At 67.8% G+C, this 20,963-nt stretch carries 14 protein-coding genes and 3 pseudogenes; 10 read left to right on the plus strand and 7 right to left on the minus strand.

The features are described 5' to 3' along the window. Positions 1–23 precede the first annotated feature (23 nt). Positions 24–1,445: an FAD-dependent monooxygenase gene (locus DBO33_RS28855; protein WP_107657888.1), complete on the plus strand. Its 1,422-nt coding sequence runs from the start codon at positions 24–26 to the stop codon at positions 1,443–1,445. Positions 1,446–1,452: 7 nt separating this feature from the next. On the opposite strand, the gene DBO33_RS28860 is transcribed toward DBO33_RS28855, so the two are convergent. Then, positions 1,453–2,475, minus strand: a complete 1,023-nt coding sequence (locus DBO33_RS28860) for a heme o synthase (protein ID WP_407670542.1) — start codon at positions 2,473–2,475, stop codon at positions 1,453–1,455. Between the two features lie 384 nt (positions 2,476–2,859). Here DBO33_RS28860 and tkt point away from each other — a divergent pair, with 384 nt between their 5' ends. The 9 genes and pseudogenes from tkt to DBO33_RS28900 all read left to right on the plus strand — a co-directional run bounded on the left by tkt (position 2,860) and on the right by DBO33_RS28900 (position 14,513). Continuing rightward, positions 2,860–5,019: a transketolase gene (tkt, locus tag DBO33_RS28865; protein ID WP_107657889.1), complete on the plus strand. Its 2,160-nt coding sequence runs from the start codon at positions 2,860–2,862 to the stop codon at positions 5,017–5,019. A gap of 6 nt (positions 5,020–5,025) precedes the next feature. Next, positions 5,026–6,159, plus strand: a complete 1,134-nt coding sequence (gene tal, locus DBO33_RS28870; RefSeq protein WP_107657890.1) for a transaldolase — start codon at positions 5,026–5,028, stop codon at positions 6,157–6,159. Between the two features lie 5 nt (positions 6,160–6,164). Next, positions 6,165–7,724: a glucose-6-phosphate dehydrogenase gene (gene zwf / locus DBO33_RS28875; RefSeq protein WP_107657891.1), complete on the plus strand. Its 1,560-nt coding sequence runs from the start codon at positions 6,165–6,167 to the stop codon at positions 7,722–7,724. After that, on the plus strand, positions 7,721–8,629 hold the full coding sequence (opcA, locus tag DBO33_RS28880; RefSeq protein ID WP_107660665.1) for a glucose-6-phosphate dehydrogenase assembly protein OpcA: 909 nt from the start codon (positions 7,721–7,723) through the stop codon (positions 8,627–8,629). Before zwf ends, opcA begins: the two co-directional genes overlap by 4 nt. Continuing rightward, complete coding sequence (gene pgl / locus DBO33_RS28885) at positions 8,622–9,371, plus strand: 6-phosphogluconolactonase (protein WP_107657892.1); 750 nt, start codon at positions 8,622–8,624, stop codon at positions 9,369–9,371. The genes opcA and pgl overlap by 8 nt, the downstream gene beginning before the upstream one ends. Before the next feature lie 1,966 nt (positions 9,372–11,337). Then, a pseudogene (locus DBO33_RS44915) lies at positions 11,338–12,369 on the plus strand (thiamine pyrophosphate-dependent enzyme); the annotation flags it as partial. A 381-nt stretch (positions 12,370–12,750) separates the two neighbouring features. Further along, positions 12,751–13,632, plus strand: a pseudogene (locus DBO33_RS44920) (alpha-ketoacid dehydrogenase subunit beta); the annotation flags it as partial. 159 nt (positions 13,633–13,791) lie between these two features. Then, positions 13,792–14,025, plus strand: a pseudogene (locus tag DBO33_RS28895) (MFS transporter); the annotation flags it as partial. A 5-nt stretch (positions 14,026–14,030) separates the two neighbouring features. After that, complete coding sequence (locus DBO33_RS28900; protein ID WP_107657893.1) at positions 14,031–14,513, plus strand: hypothetical protein; 483 nt, start codon at positions 14,031–14,033, stop codon at positions 14,511–14,513. 191 nt (positions 14,514–14,704) lie between these two features. Here the strand turns inward: DBO33_RS28900 and DBO33_RS28905 are convergent, their stop codons facing one another. Genes DBO33_RS28905 through DBO33_RS44170 form a run of 6 tightly spaced genes read right to left on the minus strand, consistent with a single transcriptional unit; the run spans position 14,705 to position 20,791 of the window. Continuing rightward, on the minus strand, positions 14,705–15,886 hold the full coding sequence (locus tag DBO33_RS28905) for a cytochrome P450 family protein (RefSeq protein WP_199856792.1): 1,182 nt from the start codon (positions 15,884–15,886) through the stop codon (positions 14,705–14,707). A gap of 29 nt (positions 15,887–15,915) precedes the next feature. Beyond that, positions 15,916–17,199, minus strand: a complete 1,284-nt coding sequence (locus DBO33_RS28910; protein WP_107657895.1) for a cytochrome P450 family protein — start codon at positions 17,197–17,199, stop codon at positions 15,916–15,918. After that, complete coding sequence (locus DBO33_RS28915; protein ID WP_107657896.1) at positions 17,196–17,807, minus strand: GTP-binding protein; 612 nt, start codon at positions 17,805–17,807, stop codon at positions 17,196–17,198. The genes DBO33_RS28910 and DBO33_RS28915 overlap by 4 nt, the downstream gene beginning before the upstream one ends. Beyond that, positions 17,788–18,150: a DUF742 domain-containing protein gene (locus tag DBO33_RS28920; protein WP_107657897.1), complete on the minus strand. Its 363-nt coding sequence runs from the start codon at positions 18,148–18,150 to the stop codon at positions 17,788–17,790. Before DBO33_RS28920 ends, DBO33_RS28915 begins: the two co-directional genes overlap by 20 nt. Beyond that, a complete protein-coding gene (locus DBO33_RS28925; RefSeq protein WP_107657898.1) occupies positions 18,147–18,563 on the minus strand; it encodes a roadblock/LC7 domain-containing protein in 417 nt (138 codons plus the stop codon). The genes DBO33_RS28920 and DBO33_RS28925 overlap by 4 nt, the downstream gene beginning before the upstream one ends. Then, positions 18,560–20,791 carry an ATP-binding protein gene (locus DBO33_RS44170; RefSeq protein WP_234391093.1) on the minus strand — a complete coding sequence of 744 codons (2,232 nt, stop codon included), beginning with the start codon at positions 20,789–20,791 and terminating at the stop codon, positions 18,560–18,562. Before DBO33_RS44170 ends, DBO33_RS28925 begins: the two co-directional genes overlap by 4 nt. Positions 20,792–20,963 lie beyond the last annotated feature (172 nt).

Consider the following 20,963-nt stretch of genomic DNA (forward strand, 5'->3'; position numbering starts at 1 on the left):
GAATTTTAATTCAGGAGCAGAACGTGCACGAGCAGGTACTCATCGCAGGCGCCGGACCCACCGGCTTGACCCTCGCCCTCGAGCTGGCCCGCCGGAACATTCCGGTGCGCATCATCGACCAGGCCACCGAGTTCTTCGCGGGCTCGCGCGGTGACGGCATCCAACCCCGCACCCTCGAGGTGTTCGACGACCTCGGCGTGCTCGACGCGGTGCTGGCGGCGGGCGCGACCGGGCCGGTCATGCTGGCCTACCTGGGTGGCGAGTTCGTCGGCGAGCACCGGATGTGGGACCCGATCGAGCCGACGCCCGCGGTCCCCTACCCGAATGGCTGGGTGCTCGGGCAGGCCGGGACCGAGGCGATCCTGCGTGATCGGCTCGCGGACTTCGATGTTCGCGTCGAACTGGGCACGACACTGCGGACGTTCACCCAGGACGCGACCGGCGTTACCGCGATTCTGACGTGCGGCGATGCCGACGAGACCGTGCGCGCCGCCTATCTGATCGGTGCCGACGGCGGCCGCAGCACTGTACGCAAGACGCTCGGTATCGCGTTCGAGGGCAGCACCGACGAGTCGCTGCGGATGCTGCTCGGCGATGTCCGGGCCGACGCCCTGGACCATGCCTTCGGCTACTGGTTCGCCGGTGCCGATCGGCCGATGGAGGGGATCGCCATGTCCCCCTTGCCCGGTGGGCGCCAATTCCAGTTCGCGGCGCCGCTGATCGACGAGGCCGAGCCGACCCTCGCGGTGCTGCAGGAGTACGTCGACCGTTACTCCGGCCGCACCGACATCACGTTGTCCGAGCTCACCTGGGTGACGGTGTGGCGGCCGAATATCCGCCTGGCCGAACGGTTCCGGGACGGCCGCGTCTTCCTCGCCGGTGACGCCGCGCACGTTCATCCGCCGACCGGCGGGCAGGGCATGAACACCGGCATCCAGGACGCGTACAACCTCGGCTGGAAGCTGGCCGCGGCCATGCACGGTGACGAATCACTGCTGCACAGTTATGAATCCGAGCGCAGGACGGTCGCCGCCCGCGTGCTCGGTATCAGCTCCGCGCTGCTCGACAAGCTGGTCGACGGTGCCGAGGATGCGATGCGGCGCGGCCCGGAAACCCAGCAGTTGGACATCAGCTACCGCGACCCGGCCGACCTCGGTCCGCTCGTCGCGGGTGACCGCGCCCCCGACGCTCCGCTCAAGGACATGGCGGGCAACCCGATTCGATTGTTCGACCTGTTCCGCGGCCCGCACTCGACGCTGCTGTGCTTCGGCGAGACCGGCGAACTCCCCACCGGCACCGAGGCCTACGCGGTCGTCCGGCCCGGCACCACGGCGGCCGGACGGTACGTCGTCGATGTGGAGGGCCATGCCTTCGCCGCGTACCACGCGGTCGACGGCACCCGAGTCGAGATCCGGCCCGACGGCTACTTGGCCCGCCGCGACTGACGGTGGATCAGAGGAAGCTGCCGACGGTGTCCCAGCCGAGCACGGAATCCACCGCGAGACCGCAGAACACCACGGCGAGATAGTTGTTCGACTGCAGGAACAGTCGCAGCGGCTTCACCGATTCGCCGCGCCGCACGCCGGAGTACAGCTGGTGCGCCATGAGCAGGAACCACGCTCCGGCCACCAGCGCCACGGCCGCGTAGACCACGCCGGTCGCGGGGACCAGCGCCAAGGTGGCGAGCACGGTGAGCCAGGTGTAGATGACGATCTGCTTGGTCACCACCTGCTCGGTGGCCACCACGGGCAGCATCGGCACGCCGGCCGCGCGGTAGTCCTCCTTGTAGCGCATGGCCAGCGCCCAGGTGTGCGGCGGCGTCCAGAAGAAGATGACAGCGAACAGCACGACGGCGGGCCAGCCGATACCGCCGGTCACCGCGGACCAGCCGACCAGGGCGGGCATGCAGCCCGCGGCGCCGCCCCACACCACGTTCTGCGAGGTGCGGCGTTTGAGACCGAGGGTGTAGACGAAGACGTAGAACAGGATCGTCGCGACCACCAGGACACCGCTGAGCAGGTTCGCCTGCCACCAGAGCCAGGCGAACGAGCCGAGGCCGAGCAGCACACCGAATACGAAGGCGTGCGAGGTCGGCACCGCCTCCCTGGCCAGCGGGCGCTTCGCGGTCCGCTTCATCACCTTGTCGATATCGGCGTCGGCGACACAGTTCAGCGTGTTCGCGCTGGCCGCGCCCATCCAGCCACCGAACAGGGTGACCACGATGAGGCGCAGGTCGATGTGCCCTCGATCGGCGAGCAGCATCGTCGGAATCGTCGCGACGAGCAGCAATTCGATGACCCGCGGCTTGGTGAGCGCGATGTACGCGAGCACTCGTCGCAGTAGTCGGGACGGCAGCCCTGGCCCGGCGAACCGGTCCGCCAGCGCCGTCGGAGCGGAGCCGTGCGCGCCATTGCCACCCGGCTGTTGCCCAATCCGCACTGTTTCTCCTCGCACGCTGTGCATCGCATCCGGCATGGACCAAGCAGCACGCTCGGTCCCGCTGAGCTGGATGCGCGAGAGCTGGACCTTCGCCCGCCTCGGCGCCTCTTCAGCCGTGCGGCGCGGCTACTACTACAGAGGATGGTAGACCCCGCCGAGCATGCTCCTCGCATAGCCCCACGCAACAACATTGGGAATGTGACCCAGCTGACGGTGCGCCACGGGTCCGGAGAACCCCGGCCGCACGCGGGTTTCGAGCGCCGTGCGCGGGGCAAATAAAGACAGGGTTCCCCGCACCCCGCTCAATGGGCACATCTAGGGTGGTTGGGTACACACCCGGTATGCACGCGCCGCTGCCGTGCGTTCATCGCCGCCAGTAAAGCCGCCGTCGACGAAACCAATGTCAGGAGAACCTCGGTCGTGTCAGTCACAGACGACATCCGCGCCCTCACTCAGCCGAATCACCCGGACGACTGGACGGATCTGGACACCAAGGCCGTCGACACGATCCGGGTGCTCGCCGCCGACGCGGTGCAGAACGCCGGCAACGGACACCCTGGCACCGCGATGAGCCTGGCGCCGCTGGCGTACTCCCTCTACCAGCGGACCATGCGGATCGACCCGAGCGACCCGAGCTGGGTCGGCCGGGACCGCTTCGTGCTGTCCTGCGGTCACTCCAGCATCACCCAGTACATCCAGCTCTACCTGGCCGGTTTCGGCCTGGAACTGGACGATCTGAAGAACCTGCGCAAGTGGGGCTCGCTCACCCCGGGCCACCCCGAGTTCCGGCACACCGACGGCGTCGAGATCACCACCGGTCCGCTCGGCCAGGGCCTGGCCGCCGCCGTCGGCATGGCGATGGCCGCCCGCCGCGAGCGCGGCCTGTTCGATCCGAACGCCGCGCCGGGCACCAGCCCGTTCGACCACTTCATCTACGTGATCGCCTCCGACGGTGACATGGAGGAGGGCGTCACCTCCGAAGCGTCCTCGCTCGCGGGCACCCAGCAGCTCGGCAACCTCGTGCTGATCTACGACGACAACAAGATCTCCATCGAGGACGACACCACCATCGCGTTCGACGAGGACGTGGCCAAGCGCTACGAGGCCTACGGCTGGCACGTTCAGGTGGTCGAGGGTGGCGAGGACGTCGTCGCCATCGAGTCGGCGCTGGCCGCCGCCAAGGCGGAGACCGGCAAGCCGTCGATCATCGTGCTGCGCACCATCATCGGCTACCCGGCGCCCAACAAGATGAACACCGGCGCCGCACACGGTGCCGCCCTCGGCGCGGACGAGGTGGCCGCCACCAAGAAGATCCTCGGCTTCGACCCGGAGCAGACCTTCGAGGTGGACGACGCGGTGATCGCGCACACCCGCAAGGCCATCGATCGCGGCAAGCAGGCGCACGCGCAGTGGCAGCAGCAGTTCGACGCGTGGGCGCAGGCCAACCCGGACAACAAGACCCTGTTCGACCGGCTCGCCAAGCGCGACCTGCCGCAAGGCTGGGCCGACAACCTGCCGAGCTACGAGCCGGACCCGAAGGGCGTCGCCACCCGCAAGGCCTCCGGCAAGGTGCTGGCCGCGCTGGCGCCGGTGCTGCCGGAGCTGTGGGGCGGCTCGGCCGACCTCGCCGAATCCAACAACACCACCATGTCCGGTGAGGCGAGCTTCGGCCCGGAGTCGATCTCGACCGGCATGTGGAAGGCCAACCCGTACGGCCGCACCCTGCACTTCGGAGTGCGCGAGCACGCCATGGGCGCGATCCTCAACGGCATTGCGCTGCACGGCCCGACCCGCCCGTACGGCGGCACCTTCCTGGTGTTCAGCGACTACATGCGCCCCGCGGTGCGCCTGGCCGCGCTGATGCGCGTGCCCGCCATCTACGTGTGGACGCACGACTCCATCGGCCTCGGTGAGGACGGCCCGACGCACCAGCCGATCGAGCACCTCGCCGCGCTGCGCGCCATCCCCGGCCTCAACGTGGTCCGCCCCGGTGACGCCAACGAGACCACCTACGCGTGGCGCACCATTCTCGAGCGCGACAGCAGCGAGCACACCTCGCACTTCTCGGTCTCGGAGATGCCGCACCAGGACGGGCCGTCGGCGCTGGCGCTGACCCGCCAGGACCTGCCGGTCCAGGAGGGCACCAGCTACGAGGGCGTCAAGAAGGGCGGCTACATCCTGGCCGAATCCTCCACCGACACCCCGCAGGTGATCCTCATCGCTACCGGTTCGGAGCTCCAGCTCGCCGTCGACGCGCGGATTAGCCTGGAGGAGCGTGGCATCGGTACCCGGGTGGTGTCGATGCCGTGCGTGGAGTGGTTCGACGCGCAGGACCAGGCCTACCGCAACGAGGTGCTGCCGCCGACGATCACCGCACGCGTGGTGGTCGAGGCGGGTATCGCGATGCCGTGGCACCGGTTCGCCGGTGACGCGGGCGAGATCGTCTCGATCGAGCACTTCGGGGCGTCCGCCGACTACAAGACCCTGTTCCGCGAGTTCGGAATCACCACCGAAGCCGTGGTCGCCGCCGCGCTCACCACGTTCGAGAACAGCGGCGCCGTCGAAAACGTGAAGGGATAAGCGCTCATGACACAGAACGCGAATACCGCCGCCCTGTCCGCGGCCGGCGTCTCGGTGTGGCTCGACGACCTGTCGCGCGACCGCATCCAGTCCGGCAACCTCGCCGAGCTGATCGAGACCCGCAGCGTCGTCGGGGTGACCACCAACCCGACCATCTTCCAGGGTGCGCTGAGCAAGGGCCACGCCTACGACGGACAGCTCAAAGAGCTTGCCGCCCAGGGCGCGGACGCCGACGCCGCGATCCGCACCATCACCACCGACGACGTGCGCTCCGCCTGTGATGTCTTCGCGGGCGCGTTCGAGGCGTCCAACGGGGTGGACGGCCGCGTCTCCATCGAGGTCGACCCCCGCTTCGCCTTCGACGCGGACAAGACCACTGCGCAGGCCATCGACCTGTGGAAGACGGTGGACCGGCCCAACCTGTTCATCAAGATCCCGGCCACCGAGGCGGGACTGCCCGCCATCACCCGGGTGATCGCCGAGGGCATCAGCGTGAACGTGACGCTGATCTTCTCCGTCGCGCGCTACCGCGCGGTGATGGGCGCCTACCTCGACGGGCTGCGCAGCGCCAAGACCGCGGGTCACGACCTCGGCAAGATCCATTCGGTCGCTTCGTTCTTCGTGTCCCGGGTGGACACCGAGATCGACAAGCGGCTCGAGGCGATCGGCTCCGACGAGGCCCTCGCGCTGCGCGGGCAGGCCGGAATCGCCAACGCCCGCTTGGCCTACGCCGAATACCAGGACGTGTTCGACGGTGGCAAGCACACCTCCACCTACAACCACCTCGCCGCCGCGGGCGCGAATCGCCAACGGCCGCTGTGGGCTTCGACCGGTGTGAAGAACCCGGACTACTCCGACGTCATGTACGTCACCGAGCTGGTCGCGCCGAACACGGTGAACACGTTGCCGGAGAAGACACTCGAAGCCGTCGCCGACCACGCCGAGATCCGCGGTGACACGGTCAGCGGCACCGCCGCGGCCGCGCAGGAGGTCTTCGACAAGCTGTCGGCCGCCGGCGTCGACCTCGACGACGTGTTCCAGGTACTCGAGCGCGAAGGCGTGGACAAGTTCGAGAAGTCGTGGGCGGAACTGATCTCCGCCACGACGGAGGAGTTGTCCGCAGCGGCCGGGAACAACTGACCCCGATGGCCGGCCCCAAGAACCCGACCTGGCAGAACCCGCTGCGCGACGAGCGGGACAAGCGGGTCCCGCGCATCGCGGGCCCGTGCAGCATGGTGATCTTCGGTGTCACCGGCGACCTGTCCCGGAAGAAGTTGATGCCGGCCATCTACGACCTCGCGAACCGGGGGCTGCTGCCCCCGGGTTTCGCGTTGGTCGGCTTCGCCCGCCGCGACTACGCGGACGAAGACTTCGCGCAGGTCGTGCTCAACGCCGTGAAGGCGCACGCCCGCACGCCGTTCCGCCAGGAGGTCTGGGACCACCTGGCCGAGGGAATCCGGTTCGTACAGGGCAGTTTCGACGACGACAAGGCCTTCGCCACGCTCGCCGAGACCCTGGCCGCGCTGGACACCGAACGCGGCACCGGCGGCAATCACGCCTTCTACCTGTCAATTCCGCCGAACATGTTTCCGGTGGTGCTCAATCAGCTCTCCGAACACGGACTCGCGCAACCGGACAACACCGACGCCGCGGGTCGTAAACCGTGGCGGCGGGTGGTGATCGAGAAGCCGTTCGGCCACGATCTGGAAAGCGCCCAGGAGCTCAACGCGCTGGTCAATGGAGTGTTCCCGGAGGAGACAGTCTTCCGGATCGACCACTACCTCGGCAAAGAGACGGTGCAGAACATCCTGGCGCTGCGCTTCGCCAACCAGCTCTACGACCCGATCTGGAACGCCAACTACGTCGACCACGTGCAGATCACCATGGCCGAGGACATCGGATTGGGCGGTCGCGCAGGCTATTACGACGGCATCGGCGCGGCCCGCGATGTGATCCAGAACCATCTGCTGCAGCTGCTCGCGCTCACCGCGATGGAAGAGCCGATCAGCTTCCAGCCCAAGCAGTTACAGGCCGAGAAGATCAAGGTGCTCTCCGCCACGAAACTGGTCGAACCGCTGGACGAGACCACTGCGCGCGGACAGTACGCCGACGGCTGGCAGGGTGGCGAGCAGGTGGTCGGCCTGCTCAACGAGGAGGGCTTCGACCCGGAGTCGCGCACCGAGACCTACGCCGCGATCACGCTGGAGGTCGACACCCGCCGCTGGGCCGGGGTGCCGTTCTATCTGCGCACCGGAAAACGGCTGGGCCGCAGGGTCACCGAGATCGCGGTGATGTTCAAGCGGGCGCCGCACCTGCCGTTCGACCAGACCATGACCGAGGATCTCGGGCAGAACGCGCTGGTCATCCGGGTGCAGCCGGACGAGGGCATCACCACCCGGTTCGGCTCGAAAGTGCCAGGGTCGAGCATGGAAGTGCGCGACGTCAACATGGATTTCAGCTATGGCGAGGCGTTCACCGAGTCCTCCCCCGAGGCCTACGAACGCCTGATCCTCGACGTGCTGCTCGGGGTGCCGTCGCTGTTCCCGGTGAACGCGGAGGTCGAATTGTCCTGGGGCATCCTCGATCCGGTGCTCGAGCACTGGGCCACCGAAGGCAAACCCGAACCGTACGAGGCGGGCACCTGGGGTCCCTCCTCGGCCGACGAGATGCTCGCCCGCACCGGGCGCGAATGGCGGCGGCCATGATCATCGACATTCCGCACACCACCACCGGCGAGGTCACCAAGCGCATCGTGCAGCTGCGCGAGAGCAACGGCGTGATCACCATGATGCGGGTGCTCACCCTGGTCGTGTGCACGCTGGACAGCTCCGAGGCCGAGGACGCGATTGATGCCGCCAACGATGCCAGCCGCGAACACCCTTGCCGGGTGGTCGTTCTGGCGCGTGGCGACCGCGATGCCGAGACTCGACTCGACGCTCAGATTCGAGTCGGCGGGGACGCGGGCGCGGCCGAGGTGATCGTGCTGCGGTTGCAGGGCGAGCTGATCAATCACGAGAGCAGCGTCGTCATCCCGTTTTTGCTGCCGGACACCCCCGTGGTGGCCTGGTGGCCGCGGGGGGCTCCCGAGTTCCCGTCCAAGGATTCGGTGGGCCGCTTGGCGACTCGGCGCATCACCGACGCCACCTATGCCGCCGATCCGCAGGCCGCGATCAAGAAGCGGCTCGGCTCCTACGCGGCCGGCGACACCGATCTGGCGTGGAGCCGGATCACCTACTGGCGTGCATTGCTGGCCGCCGCGATGGACGAACCGCCCTTCGAGCCGGTGGAATCGGTGCTGGTGTCCGGGTTGCGCGACGAACCCGCGCTGGACACGCTGGCCGGCTGGCTCGCGATCCGCCTCGGCTGCCCGGTGATTCGCCGCTCCGGCGCACTGCGCGTCGAGCTGCACCGGCCGTCGGTGTCGGTCACCATCGAACGCCCGCAGACCGGGCGCACCGCGACGCTGACCCGCACCGGTGATCCCGATCAGCGAATCGCGCTGGCCCGCAGGGAAACTCGCGACTGCCTCGCCGAAGAACTGCGCAGGCTGGACGCCGACGAGATCTACGCCGAGGCCCTCGCCGGAATCGAGAAGGTGACCTATGAGTGAATCCGCCAGCGACACAGTAGAAGTCCACATCGATACCGACTCGCTGATCGCCGCCGCGGCGACCCGATTCGTCGAGATCGTCGTCGCCGCACAGGAAGAACGCGGCACAGCGTCGGTCGTACTGACCGGCGGCGGCACCGGCATCGGGCTCCTCGAACTGGTCCGCAAGTCCCCCGGCGACATCGACTGGTCCAACGTCGACTTCTTCTGGGGCGATGAACGTTTCGTCCCCGCAGGCGACGCGGAACGCAACGACCTCCAGGCGCGCCAAGCCCTACTGGATCACGTCCCGGTCGACCCCGCCCGGGTACACCCGGTAGCCGCGTCCGACGGTGAATACCCCGACCCGATCGAGGCCGCCGCCGAATACTCCACCGCCGTGCACGCCTACCTGGCCGAACACGGCTCCTTCGACCTGCACCTGCTCGGCATGGGCGGCGAAGGACACATCAACTCCCTGTTCCCGCACACCGACGCGGTCCGCGAGGAACACGAACTCGTTGTCGCCGTAACGAATTCGCCGAAACCGCCCCCGGTCCGGGTAACGCTCACGATCCCCGCCATCCGCCGCACGCGACATGTAGTGCTGGTCGTCGGCGGAGCGGCCAAGGCGGACGCGGTCGCGGAAGCGATCTCCGGAGCCAGCCCCGTCGACATCCCTTCCGCCGGTGCGGTCGGACTCGAGTCCACCACCTGGCTGCTGGACCAAGACGCGGCCTCAGCGTTGCAGTTGCCGGACTGAGCGTCACCGTTCATCGTCGGGGACAAGGTGAGTCGAACATCGATGAGGCACGCAATCATGTCCCATCCGACGCACCTGCCGTCCGCTTGACTCGCCGAACGGGACACCACGGCGACGAGCACCGAGTAGGCGCGCCACTAGGTCCCGCCCGGCGCAACCGCCACCCCGCTTTGCCGCCGAGCGGGCCATCATGACACCGAACGCCGAGTAGGCGCGCCACCACGTCCCATTCGCAGCACTGCTGTCCATCTGGCGGGACATCACGGCGCCAAACGCCGAGTGCGCACGCCACCACGTCCCGTCTGCCACATCTCGGGGCGCCGAGCGGGACATGGTGGCGGGCTGCGGCAAGTCGAACGCCGACAAGGCACTCGGCCATCTCCCGTGCCACGCGCCGCAGCGCGCTACTCCGAGTGCTCGACGTAGAGCGAACGCCGAGTGCGCACGTCACCACGGCGCACCTGCCACCATGCATCAACGCCCAACGGGACTTCACGGCGACGAACGCCAACTAAGCACGCCACCACATCCCGTTGGCGCAACCGCGGCGCCACACCTTGGCCGCCGGAACGCCTAGTCCACTGAGTGGGACATGAGGCTGGCAAACCCCAAGAAGGCACACCCTTATGCCCCGTTCGGCACCTGCGACTCACCCAGCGGGTCATGAAGGCGCAGAACATCGAGTAAGCACGCCACCACGTCCCGTCCGCGACATCTCGGTGCGCCGAGCGGGACATGCTGGCGGCAAACGACGAGTAAGCACGCCACCAGATTCCGTCCGCCACATCTCGGGGCGCCGAACGGGACATGCTGGAGAGGACAGGCGCGTCGAACACCCGACAAAGCACGCAACCACCTCGCGCGCCACGCGCCGCTGCGTGCCACCCAGTGCACGACATGGCGCGAACGTCGACTGCGCACATTCCCACTGCGGACCTGCCTCCGTGTATTGCCCGCCTGGCGGGACATCACGGCGCTGAACATCAAAGTGAGCGCGCCACGGTGTCCGTTCGACGCACCCGCCGCGCGTCTCGCCCGCCAGGCGGGACATGACCGGTCACGAAGGTCGAGTGCGCATGGCCACCATGCCCTCACGGCGCATCTGCCACCAAGTCTCGTCTCGCCCACCAAAGAAACCTCACGGCGCCAAACACCAAATAGGCGCACCACCACGTCCCGCCAGGCGCACTGCCGCCCACCCAGTTCGCCGGGCGCGACATCGCGGCACCCAACGAGTGCACACATCACCATGTCCCTTCCGGCGCAACCACCGCCACGTCTTGCCGCCGGGGGGACCTGACGGCGGCAAACGTCAAGTAAGCACGCCACCAAGTCCCGTCCGCGACGTCTCGACGCTCCGAACGGGACCTGCTGGTGGCAAACGACGAGTAAGCACGCCACCAGATCCCACCCGCCACATCTCGGTGCGCCTAACGGGACCTGCTGGTGGCAAACGACGAGTAAGCACGCCACCAGGTCCCGTCCGCCACATCTCGGGGCGCCGAACGGGACATGCTGGAGAGGACAGGCGCGTCGAACACCCGACAAAGCACGCAACCATCTCGCGCCACCCGTCGGCAGCGTGCCACCCAGTCCGCCAGATCTCGCACCCTCGAACGGGACATCGTGGCGGCGATGGCGAGTGAGCGCGCTGCGATGTCTAGTTGGACGTGCGTGCCGCCATGTCTTGGGTGCCGTGGGGGACATGGTGGCGGCGAACGTCTGGTGCGTGGTTCATCGTGTCCCTGCGGAATGCTGGTCGCCGAATCAGGCGGGTCGGCGTTCATGTCCGGCCCGTCGGGGGTTTGGCCGGAACTTATTCGGCTGAACTGGATATGGCGCGCATAATCATCAGGTTTGCCGATAAGGTGGGGCGGTGAGTGAGCGGGCAGCGAACCCGGGATCCAGCCCGGGCCAGGTTCTCGATGAGCGGTTTCGGGCGGCGGTCGGTGCGCTGACGACGGCACTGGATCGTGCCGCGGCGGAGGATATCGCGCCCGGGATCAGTGGTGCGACTCTGCTGGAGTTGTTCGAGGCGCAGGCGACGAGCAGGCAGTTGGATCTCGCGGCTCGGCAGTTGGGGGCGAGCAAGCGGGGGTATTACAGCATCGGGTCGTCGGGGCACGAGGGTAATGCGGCGCTCGGGGTGGCGTTGCGGGTGACCGATCCTGCGCTGCTGCACTACCGGTCCGGGGCGTTCTTCGTGCAGCGCACTCGGCAGGTGCCTGGTCTCGATCCGATCCGCGACGTGCTGCTCGGGGTCGTCGCCGCCGCGGCGGATCCGATATCCGGTGGGCGGCACAAGGTTTTCGGCAGCAAGCCCGCCGCCATCATTCCGCAGACCTCGACCATCGCCTCACATCTCCCCCGCGCGGTCGGCCTCGCGTTCGCGATCGATCGTGCCGCGCGACTGGGTGTTTCGAGCGAGTGGCCGTCGGATGCGGTGGTGCTGTGCAGCTTCGGCGACGCCTCCGCCAATCATTCCACCGCAGCAGGCGCGATCAATGCGGCGATTCATACTGCCCGCCAAGGTGTTCCGCTGCCGATCCTGTTCCTGTGCGAGGACAACGGCATCGGAATCAGCGTCCCCACTCCGGCGGACTGGATCCAGCAGGCGTATGGCTCCCGCCCCGGCTTGCAGTACTTCGGCGCCGACGGCTGCGATCCCGTCGACGCACTGACCACTTCGACCGTAGCCTCAGCGTGGGTCCGCGAGCACCGCAAGCCCGCGTTCCTGCACATGCGAACGGTCCGCCTGATGGGCCACGCAGGTTCCGACGTGGAAGCCGCCTACCGGAGACCCGCCGACATCGCCGCCGACCTACTCCGCGACCCCGTGACCGCGACCGCCCGCCTGCTGGTCGCCGCAGGTGTAGCGACCCCCACCGAGGTGCTCGAGCGCTACGACGACATCGCCCACCGCGTCACCCGCACAGCCGAACTCGTCTGGCGCGAACCGAAATTGACCTCCGCGACCGCGGTGATCGCACCGCTCGCACCGTCCCACCCGGCACTGGTACGCACCGATGTCCTGCGCATCGGCCAGCTCGCCGCATCCCCGGCGACCGAGGCGCAAGCAGACAGTTCACCCGCCGATGTCCCGCCGCCAGCCGTCACGGCCACGGCCACGGCGAATAATGCGGCGCATCCCAACCCTGCCCCGGTGACGACATCGCAGACTTCCCGCGCACGGCAGGCAAGCTCTCCCGCCGATATGGGGCCTACTCCCGCAGCACCGAACGATGCAGCGGGGCGGGGCGTCCCGACCCCCGCCGGTGCACCACGCGGCGACACCACACTCGATGCGACAACCGCAGGCCGCAATACAACTCGGGCGACACCCGCCATCGCAGTGCAGGGCACGCCGACAGGCGCCGACGCAACGCAGGCCGACGCCTTGCCGGACGCGACAACCCCAGCCGACAGCACACGTCGTTCGGCGCCTGCCGCTGTGGACACGAACCTCGTTGCAGGCAGCGATGATTCGTTAACACTCGGCCAGGCCATCAACCGCACACTGGCAACCCTGCTCGACCGCGACCCGGACGTGCTCGTCTTCGGTGAGGACGTCGGCCGCAAGGGTGGCGTGTACGGCGTGACCAAGGGTCTGCAGAAGCAGTTCGGCAAGCGACGCGTCTTCGACACCTTGCTCGACGAGCAGAGCGTTCTCGGCACCGCGCTGGGCACCGCGCTCGCCGGTTTCGTGCCGATCCCCGAGATCCAGTACCTGGCCTACGTGCACAATGCCGCCGACCAACTACGTGGCGAGGCCGCCACCCTGTCCTTCTTTTCCCATGGGCGCTACCACAATCCGATGGTGGTCCGCATCGCCGGCTACGCCTACCAGAAGGGTTTCGGCGGCCACTTCCACAACGACAACTCCATCGCCGCCCTGCGCGACATCCCCGGCCTCGTCATCGCCTCCCCCGCGCGCGCCGACGACGCCGCCGCCCTCCTGCGCACCTGCGTCTCCGCCGCCCGAGTAGACGGCCGCGTCTGCATCTACCTCGAACCCATCGCCCTGTACCACACCCGCGACCTGTACGAGCCAGGCGACAACGCTTGGCTCGCAACACCTTCCGACCCCGACCACGTCGAAATCGGCCGCGCCCGCGTCTACGGCGACGGCACCGACCTCACCATCGTCACCTTCGCCAACGGCGTCCCCATGAGCCTGCGCGTAGCCCGCCGCCTGGCCGACCGCGGCATCCGCCCCCGTGTCCTCGACCTCCGCTGGCTCTCCCCCCTCCCCCTCGNAGAGGGAGGAGAGAAGGCAGGAGAAGAGAAGGAGGGGAGGACGGGGGTAAGAGAGGAAAAGGTAGTAAAGTAGAAGAAGATGGTTGTTTTTTTTTTTTACAAGCAAAGGCGGGCATACGAGTTCTAGTCGGGTCTGGTGGGCTGGGAGATGTAAAAAAGAGACGACCTCCTCCAACACGCCCGCGCCACCGGCCGCGTCCTCATCGCCGACGAAACCCGCCACAGCGGCGGCGTCTCCGAATCCGTCTGCGCCGCCCTCATCGACGCCGGCTTCGACGGCCATATCGCCAGAGTCACCAGCGAAGACACCTTCATCCCCCTAGGCCCCGCCGCCGACACCGTCCTGCTCGACGAAGCCAAAATAGAAACCGCCGCCGGAAAACTCTTGGCACAGTAGACATCATGGTCGGCACCAATGAGGATGCTGTTCCGGCGGAGCACCGGCGCTATTGGCAGTACCAGCGAGAGTTGGCCGCCGTAGCCGACAACGCAGAACCCGAGTTGGTCGCCACCGTCCTACGCGACCCGGACAAGGTCATGGCTGAGGCCGCCGTATCCGGCCACTTCGACAAGCGTGCGCCCCAACTGATCCAACTCGGCAGCACCCACTTCGATCAGTGGGCAACGTCCATGTCCGAACTGATCGCCGACCACGACTTCCTCGCCCGCCGCCTACGGGAATGGACCCTCCTGAAGTCGATCATTCTGAGCCACACCTGGACTCCCGAGGAAGTTGTCGCCGCCACCGACTGGTTCCAGCGCAAGGCGGTCGATCTGATCACCGAGGCCGATGCTCTGCACCTGCTGGCGGAGCAGGGCAGAACACGACGGGTTCGCAATGCCGCGGACCGCAAGCTACGCCGCGGGGAGGCGCACCTCGACTGAGTCGAGGCGCGCCACAACTCGGCATCCCTTGGCGGAACTGCGATTACGCTATGCGAGCCAACCATCGAGACCCGCTACGAACAGCTGCTCCGCGACGGTAAGTCACGAAATCCCCGGCAGAAAGGCAATTCCGGGACACGCGCGAGTCGCAACATCCCCTGCAGGAGCAGGGATCTCGCGATGCGAATAGTTCAGCCGAGGTGAACGGGGAACGCCGCCAGGTCGTTTTGCGTGAGCACTGGAAGATTGCGAATTTCCTCCACCGGAACCGCAAGCCGAATGTTCGGGAACCGATCGAAGAGGGCGGGCAGGGCGATGCCTGCTTCGAGCCGGGACAGGGCGGCCCCGGGGCAGATGTGCGGACCGTGGCCGAAGGTGAGGTGGCGGTGGGAGGTGGTGCGGGTGAGGTCGAACTCGTCGGAGTCTTCCCCGTGTACGGCGGTGTCCCGGCCGATGGCGCGGTAGGACATGACCACACCCTCGCCTTTCTCGATCACGGTGTCACCGATGGTGATGTCTTCGGTGGCGAAGCGCATCAGCAGGTGGGTGACCGGGCTGTCCCAGCGCAGGGTCTCCTCGACGGCCTGCTTCCACTCGATATCGCCGGAGCGGACCTTGTCCAGTTGTTCAGGACGGGTGAGCAGGGCGCGCACGGCGTTCAGGATGAGGCCGACGGTGGTTTCGTGACCGGCGGCGACGAGTGCCTTGAGGTTGCCGACCACTTCTTCTTCGGTCAGCGGTTCCCCGCCGTCGGTGGCCAGGATGAGGGCGCTGGTGAGGTCGTCGGTGGGGTCGGCGGTCTTCTTGCGCACCAGATCGGTGTAGTACCGGTCCATTTCGTCGATCACGCGCAACCGCTCGTCCTGCGGTGTGAGCAGCGAGAAGAACGCTTTGTACCAGGTGAGCAGCATCGGATGGTCGGCGCGGTCCACGCCCATCAGCTCACTGATGACGCGCATCGGCAGCGGGTAGGCGAACACCTCTTTGAGGTCCACCACGGAGTCACCCGCAGCACTGAGATCGTCCAACAGCTCGCTGGTCAGTCGCTCGATGACAGGCCGGATGTCTTCTAGTCGACGCGGCGACAAAGCCTGCGTGGTCTTGATCCGCAGCCTGCGATGCTCGGCGCCGTCCACGGTGAACATGGAACGGCCGGCGTCGATCATGCCGATCAGCGGCCACTGCCGCGTCACCACACCGGAGTTCCACAGCGACCAGCCGTTGATGTCCTTGATCAGCCGCGGATCGACGAGCAGCTGCCTGGCCACCGCGTGCTCGGTGACGGTCCAAGCGGGCACGCCGAGCAGTTCGATGCGGGTGAGCGGACCCGCGGCCCGCAGGTAGGCGGTCTCGCCGGCGAGGTCACCGACCATCGGATCGATGGCAAAGGGGCATGTTTGTGTCACTGGGGACCTCCGACTGCACGAACTGGGGTGAAACGAACCGGCAAAGAAGTCATGCCGCGCAGGAACGCCGACGGGCGCCGGACCAGGTTCTGCGCGGGAACCATGAGATCGATGTCGGGCAGCCGGTCGAGCAGCACCTCGATGCTGGTGCGCGCGATGATCTCGGCCAGTTGCTGAGCCGGGAACGGGCACCGGTACTCGCCGTAGCTGAACGCGAAGTGCGCGCTGTTGCCCGCGTGCGCGGGTTCGACACCGTCGACGAGATGCTGACGTACGTGCGGATCGGCGTTGGCGGCCGCGAGACCGAGCAGCAACATGTCGCCCGACCGAATCACCTTGTCCGCCAACCGTGTATCGCGCGCCGCCCACCGACCGGCGAGGATCTGCGTGGGCGTGTCCTCCCACAGCACCTCGTTCATCGCCTCGCCGACGCTGCGCCGCCCACCACCGAGGGCCGCGGCGAACCGGTCGTCGGTGAGCATGAGCCGCACCGAGTTCCCGATCCAGTCGGCGGTCGGCAGGTGCGCGGCGGCGGTGACCGCCATCAGGTCCTGCACGTACTCTTCGTCGCTGAACTGCGCGGGGTGGGCCAGCATTCGCGACACCAGGTCGTTGCCCGGCCGGGCCTTCTTCGCGGCGAGCACCTGCTGCATCTGCTCGTAGAAACGCCCGTACGCCGCCTGCGCGTCGGCGCCACCGTCGGCGAGCGCCTTCATACTCCACGCCAACCGCGCGCCGTCCTCATCGGGAAAGCCGAGCGCCCAGGCGAGCGCGAGCACCGGCATCGGCACCGCGAACTCGGCGACCAGATCGGCCTCGCCCCGCCCGCAGAAACCGTCGATCAGCCGGTCCGCCAATTCCTCACAGGTGCGGCGCAATTCGAACGGATCGACCGATTCGAGCGCGGGCTCGACCATCGCCACATGCCTGCGATGCTCGGCACCCGCGGTGAAGTAGATCGACGGCCGCGGCTGCCCGACCATCGGCAGCAGCGGCCAATCCTCGGGGATGTTGGGCCACTGGTTCCACAGGCTGACATCGCGCGGGAACAGCTCCGGATCGCTGGTGACCTGATGCAGTTCCCGATACCCGATGACCAGCCAGGACGGGACACCACCGGGCAGTTCGACGGATACGACGGGCCCGTGCTCGCGGCGCATCTCGCGGTACAGATGCTGCGGGTCGGTGTGGAAGCGCGGACCGCTCAGCGGCACGGCGCCGGTCTCCGGGTGGACCGGGCAGCCGCCGGTGGCCGCCGCGGCGGCACTCGAGGTGGTCATGATGCGGTCTCCGCTCGGGCGTCGGCATAGATGTGCTCGACCAGACTGATCAGCACCCGCTTGCTGGACTCGCGCGACCTGGCATCGCAATCCACCAGTGGCACATGCGGATCCAGGTCGAGGGCGTCGCGCACCTCGGCGAGCTGCGAGGGCCCGCCGAAGTTGTTGCACGCCACCACGAATCGAGTGCGCTGGGCTTCCAGCCGGTCGATGGCGTACCAGGAGTCGGCAATTCGGCGTTGGTCGACGAGCACGATCGCGCCGAGCGCACCGGAGAACAACCGGTCCCACAGGAAGAAGAACCGTTCCTGCCCCGGGGCGCCGAAGAGGTACAGCACGTTCTCGGCGTCGATGGTGATGCGCCCGAAGTCGAACGCGACCGTGGTCGTGGACTTGCCGGGGGCGCCGGTCGGGTCATCGATCCCGACGCCGGCGTTGGTCATCGTCGCCTCGGTATCGAGCGGGCGGATCTCGCTGACCGCGCGGACCATGGTGGTCTTGCCGACGCCGAAGCCGCCGACGATGACGATCTTCAGCCCCTGGCGGGTCGCGCTGTTCAGTGGGGCGTCGGCGCGGGCGGGCCGAGCGTCAAAGGTTGCGGAGTCCAACGAGCACCTTCTCGAGGGTGGTGGAGTCGGGCACCGAGTTCCACGGCGCAGCCGGGCCGACGTCGGGATGCCGGACGGTGATCTTGCCTGCGTGCAACAGGTCCGACAGCAGGATGGTGGCGATGCCGAACGGGATGCGCAGCTCGGCGGCGATCTCGACCACCGCGGTCGGCGCGCGGCACATGTCCAGGATGGCAACATGTTCGGACTGCATGCCCTGCGTCGGCGCGCACTCGCTGACCACCAGGGTGACCAGGTCGAAGGCGTCGGAGTCCGGTTTGCTGCGTCCCCCGGTCAGTGTGTAGAGCCGGTCGGGGTCGTCGTCGCGGCCTGGCCTTTTCACGACACGCTCGCTCCCCCGACGCGTGGCGCGGACGCGAGATGATGACCCAGCTGTTCGACCAGCTCCCGCATGTTGTGCCCGACCAGGCCCGCGTCCGCGTCCTCGCCGGCCACGACCGCGATGTGCGCCGCGAGACCCGCCTCGACAATGAACAAGATGCCGCCGTAGAACTCCGTCATCGACTGGCGCACACCGCCTCTGCCGTCACCGAACTCGACCGACGCACCGTGCGAAAGACTTTGGATGCCCGCCGCGATCGCGGATAGCTGATCCGCCTTGTCCATGCTCAATTCCGGCGTGTGGCAGATCTTGAGACCGTCACCGGAGAGCAGCAGCGCGTGGCGGGCGCCTGGAGTGCGGGCGAGCAGTTGCTCCAACAGCCAGCTGAGTTGCGACGGCACAGACGTTGTCATCGATCATTCTCCACGGCAACGGTAGGGGACGGGGAAGGTGTTGCGGCAGCGGAGGTATCGGTGTCCCGGCCGGACACCGCGCGCTGGAACGCACCGAAGGACGCAGGCGTCGACACCGGCGGGGTGGCCGCGGCGGGCGCATCATGCGTGGGTAGCGAGAGTCCGGCGGGGTGGACGGCGGCGAGGGTGCTGCCGCGGCGGCGCTTGGGTAAGCCCATGCTGGTGTGCTCGACGGTGGGCGAGAGGTCCGGAGCGGGGGCGGAATTCGGGGTGGCCGAAGGAGTCCACGCGGTGGGGTTGGTTGGAGTCGAAGAATGCGGCGCGGTGGAAGTCGTGCCGGCTGCGAAGTTCAGGCCAGCCGACGGGTTCCCGATCGACGCCACATTTCCGGCACCCGCAGGACTTCCGCCGACCTCGGAGCTCGCACCAGCCGCGAAGTTCACGTCAGCCGAAGGGTTTCCGACCGACGACACGTTTCCGGCACCCGCAGTGCCCATGCCGAACTCGGAGTTCCCGCCAGCCGCAAAATTCAGGCCAGCCGCAGGGTTACCAACCGACGCAACACTTCCGGCACCCGCAGCGCTCGTGCCAGCCGAAGAATTCGTGTTAGCTGCAGCGCTTCCGGCACCCGCAGGGCCTGCGCCGACCTCGGAGTTCGCGCCAGTAGCGAGATTCAGATCAGCCGCAGGATTCCCGACCGACGACACGTTTCCGGCACCCGCAGCGCTCGCACCGAACTCGGAATTCCCGTCAGCCGCGAACTTTCCGGTAGCCGCAGGGCTCGTGCCGCCCACAGAGTTCGCGGCATCCGCAAGGCTCGCGCCAGCAGCAAAGTTCGCGCCGACCACAGAGTTTCCGGCGCCCACAGCGCTCGCGCCACCCGCAGAGTTCGCGCCAGCCGCAGGGCTGACTGCACCCGCAGAGTTTCCGGCACCCGCAGAGTTTCCGGCAGCCGCGGGGTTCGCGGCAGTACCGGGGTCCGCGCCAACAGCGTTCGCGCCGGCGGCGAGGTTCGCCGCAGCGGCGGGGTTCGTGTCGGCCGAATTCACGGCTGCGACGTCCGGCAGCGCCGTAACTCGCGCGGCCGACGCCGGTTTCGGCTTCGACAGCGCGGTGAGCTGGGACGTCGCACTGGGCAACGTAGCGGTCGGAATCGCAGGAATGGTACCGAGCGCCGACGGTTGCGAACGGTCAACGCGCGCAGTGAGGTCCCGCGGCACCACCACGACGACCGCCGTGCCACCGATGGCGGAGGGCCGGAAGGACACGGTGAGTCCGTGCTTGCGCGCGAGGTGCCCGACGACGGCGAGCCCCAACCGCGTGCCGCTCAACGACGACAGGTCGGAGGCCCGCTGCCCGCGTCCGTCCGGCCCGTTCGACACGGTCTGTTCGGCGCGGCGTAGCGCCGATTCGCTCATCACCAGTCCGCTGTCCTCGATGGTGAGCACCACGCCCGCGGGCACCTCGGCGGCGTAGACGTGTACCTCGGTGGTCGGCGGGGAGAAATTACACGCATTGTCGAGCAGCTCGGCCAGCGTGTGCATCACACCTTCGGCCGCGTGCCCGGCGATGGCGATCTCGGCGATGGCGCGCAGCCGAACCCGCTGGTAGCCCGAGACACGCCCCATCGCGCCACGCAGGATCGACTCCATGGCAATGGGTTTGGCCCAGCGTCGGCCGGAGCGGGCGCCGCTGAGCACGGCGATGCTGTCGGCGAGACGCCCGGCTTGCGCGGTGCGGTGGTCCAGGTGCAGCAGGTCGGCGAGCACCTTCGGGTCGGCGTGCCGATGCTCCATTTCGCGCAGCTCGGCGAGCATGCTGGTGGTCATCGCCTGCATGCGGCCTGCGGCACCGGCGAACGCGGCCATCGCGGCGGACCGGCGGCTGTCGCTGTTCTTCGCTTCCCACGCGTGCAGGTTGGTGGCCTCGCTCGCGGCCGCCATCCTGGCCGACGCCTCGGCGGTCACCGCGGCTGCGGCCTGGCGGGCGCGGATCGCCGCACCGCGATAGTGCACCGCCGCGGTTACCGTGGCGCACAACGCGATCGCCGCCGCGACGGCGCCGATGGTCAGCGGGATGCGGAAGTCGGTCGGCGCGTAATACACCGCGACCACCACGACAATCGAGGTGACGGCGGCGCAGGTCAACAGCGCTAGCAGGGGTATGCGCAGACGTCGAAACAGCGGTTCCCGACGCTCGCCTTCCGGCGCGTTCAATGACTGTGACAAGTTCCGTACTTCCGCACTCACGTTCACCAAGAAGGCATGCTGGCTGACCCCGACCCCTCCTGCAGCGTTCGGGCTGCACCAAATGTACAGACCACCAAGCAGTTCCGCATCTCGGCGGAACGCACATACCTGCACCACCATCGACCTGCGCGGTAGTTGTATTGTATTGCGC

Source organism: Nocardia suismassiliense (genome assembly GCF_900269665.1).
Taxonomy (GTDB): domain Bacteria; phylum Actinomycetota; class Actinomycetes; order Mycobacteriales; family Mycobacteriaceae; genus Nocardia; species Nocardia suismassiliense.